This window comes from Rhodococcus sp. (in: high G+C Gram-positive bacteria) (assembly GCF_049286785.1).
GTDB lineage: Bacteria > Actinomycetota > Actinomycetes > Mycobacteriales > Mycobacteriaceae > Rhodococcus_F.
Genome location: NZ_JBAQEO010000072.1, coordinates 1 through 1763, shown reverse-complemented (window position 1 = coordinate 1763; position 1763 = coordinate 1). Strand labels below are relative to the sequence as shown.

Below are 1763 nucleotides of genomic sequence, written 5' to 3'. Positions count from 1 at the left end.
GGTGGGGTCGATGACCGCCGACACATTTTCTGGTATTCCTGCCACTCGGTCTTCGTCGATGTCCATCGTGATCTCGGCCTGGTTGTCGACGAGTTGAACCTTCGACACCCGCCCGACGACCACGTCCCTGATCTTGATGTCCGACCCCGGCTCCAGCATCAGTCCGGCACGGGCCGAATGCAACGTCACCGGCACGGTCGACTCGAACGAACCCCGGTACATGCTTATGGAAACAGCGGTGGCCGCGAGGACAAGACACACAAGCGTCAAGCCGAGGGCAACGTACGCCGACCGGCTGCGTTCTTCTAGATGCCCGCCCATATCAGCCCGACACCTTCACTGCGCCGGCCGATCCACCATAGACAGCAATCCCGACGAGAAGATCGATAACCATGATCGAGATCAGAGAAGTGCGGACGGCGCGTCCGACGGCCACGCCGACGCCGGCCGGCCCGCCCCGCGCGTTGTAACCGTGATAGCAGTGCACGCACATCACGATCACCGACATGGCAACAACTTTCAGGACCGACCAAGCCACATCACTCGGCACGAGGAAGACGCTGAAATAGTGCTGATAGGTTCCGCTGGCCTCCCCTGCCATATACACGGTCACGATCTGCGTTGCCACGTAGCCGACGAACAAGGCGACGGCATACAACGGAATAACCGCCACGACGCCCGCGATCACCCGTGTGGTGACGAGGTAGGGCAACGACGGTATCGACATCGTTTCCATCGCGTCGATTTCTTCGCTGACACGCATGGCGCCGAGCTGAGCAGTGAAGCCGGCCCCCACCGTCGCGGTCAGAGCGATACCGGCGATCACGGGAATCGCTTCGCGTGTATTGAAGAATGCCGAGATGAATCCCGACAACGCGCCGATTCCGATCCGCCCCATCGACGTTGCACCCTGCTGGCCGACCTCGTAGCCGACGGCACTGGTCAGCAGGGAAACCACGACCAGTGTTCCGCCGATCACCGCAAGCGCACCCGTTCCCATGCTGACCTCCGCGAGAAGCCGAACGGTCTCCTTGCGGTATCGCGCGAAGGTCCTCGGGATGGAGGCGATCGCATGACTGTAGAAGTACAGTTGCCTTCCCATCTCCTCCAGGTAACCCACCGGCACATCAACCAGGCGCCCAAGCACTGCCACATTCGACCCAGACCCCCTGGCTCGTATTGCTTTCGACACTGATTTCTCCCCTTGTTCGCCGGATCTCCGGCTCGAGGTTGTTAGCGCTGTCAGTGCAGTGCGAGCGTCGTGATGACCGAATTCGCGAGGAACAGGAGCAGGAAACTGAACACCACGGTCTGGTTGACCGCATCACCCACGCCCTTCGGCCCACCCTTGACGTTCAGGCCCAGGTGACACGCCACCAGGCCCGCAAGCATCCCGAACACCGCCGCCTTCACCTCACTCACCAGGAAATCGCCGAGTCCGACGAGGATCGAAATGCTCGTCACGTATTGGCCGGGCGAAGCCCCCTGCATGTAGACGGTCGCGATGTACCCGCCCACGAGTCCCACCGCGGAAACCAAACCGTTCAAGAAAATCGCGATGAGGATCGAGGCAAGCACCCTCGGCACACACAGACGCTGAATGGGGTCGATGCCCAAAACCTTCATCGCATCGATCTCCTCGCGGATGGTGCGCGAACCGAGGTCGGCGCAGATCGCCGTGGATCCTGCTCCGGCGACTACCAACACCGTTACCACAGGACCGATTTCGCGGATGATGGAGACACCTGCACCGGTACCGCTGA

Annotated in this window: 3 protein-coding genes; all 3 read right to left on the bottom strand. The window is 61.3% G+C overall.

Annotation, left to right across the window (positions count from 1 at the left end; genetic code table 11):
• On the bottom strand, window positions 1-222 hold a 222-nt coding region (locus tag WAW17_RS02675; protein ID WP_422331474.1), incomplete at its 3' end, for an MlaD family protein.
• A gap of 100 nt (window positions 223-322) precedes the next feature.
• Complete coding sequence (locus WAW17_RS02670; protein WP_422331473.1) at window positions 323-1102, bottom strand: MlaE family ABC transporter permease; 780 nt, start codon at window positions 1100-1102, stop codon at window positions 323-325.
• A 140-nt stretch (window positions 1103-1242) separates the two neighbouring features.
• On the bottom strand, window positions 1243-1763 hold a 521-nt coding region (locus tag WAW17_RS02665), incomplete at its 5' end, for an MlaE family ABC transporter permease (protein ID WP_422331472.1).